1 pseudogene is annotated in these 662 nt (G+C 68.0%); it reads right to left on the reverse strand.

The features are described 5' to 3' along the window. Positions 1 to 541, reverse strand: a pseudogene (locus tag ABD339_RS33550) (transposase family protein); the annotation flags it as partial. Positions 542 to 662 lie beyond the last annotated feature (121 nt).

Consider the following 662-nt stretch of genomic DNA (forward strand, 5'->3'; position numbering starts at 1 on the left):
GTAGCCCTTGTCGGCCCAGCACTTCACTCCTGTCTCGGCCAGGGCGTCGATGATGCCGTGTGTTCGTGCGGCCTTGATGTCGTGGACTGCTCCGGGCAGCGCGGGCGAGGCCCACAGCAGCCGGCCGCGCGGATCGGCGATGACCTGCACGTTCATGCCGTGCCTCTTGTGCTTCCCGGAGTAGAAGGGCCCGTCGGCGGCGTTCCTGTCGATCGGCAGCAGCGTGCCGTCCAGGACCACGAATGCCTTGGTGGAGGCGGTCCTCACCGCTTCGGCGAGGGTCGGTGCGAAGGCGGCCAGGGCCTCGACCGCTTGGACGATGTATCGGTAGGCGGTGGTGGTGCCGACGCCGAACCCGGCCGCGAGTTGGGCATAGGTGTGCCCGGAGGAGCGCAGGTGCGCGAGCACGAGCAGCGCCTGTCGTCCGGCGGGCAGTCGGCGCCGTCGTGTTCCGCGTTCCCGGCGGCGGGCCCCACAGACGGGCAGTCAGGTAGCGCAGGGTCGAGGTGGACACATCGACGCCGGACGGGTAGACAAGCACGCGGAAGCTCCTGGCTGGACAGTTGATCTCGACAATCACCCGTCTACCAGGAGCTTCTTCACGCCCGGACACTGCCCCCAGCCCAACTACACACCCACCGGATCAGGTTGGAAAAGGCTCA

Source organism: Streptomyces axinellae (assembly GCF_039532135.1).
In the GTDB taxonomy this organism is placed as follows: Bacteria; Actinomycetota; Actinomycetes; order Streptomycetales; family Streptomycetaceae; genus Streptomyces; species Streptomyces axinellae.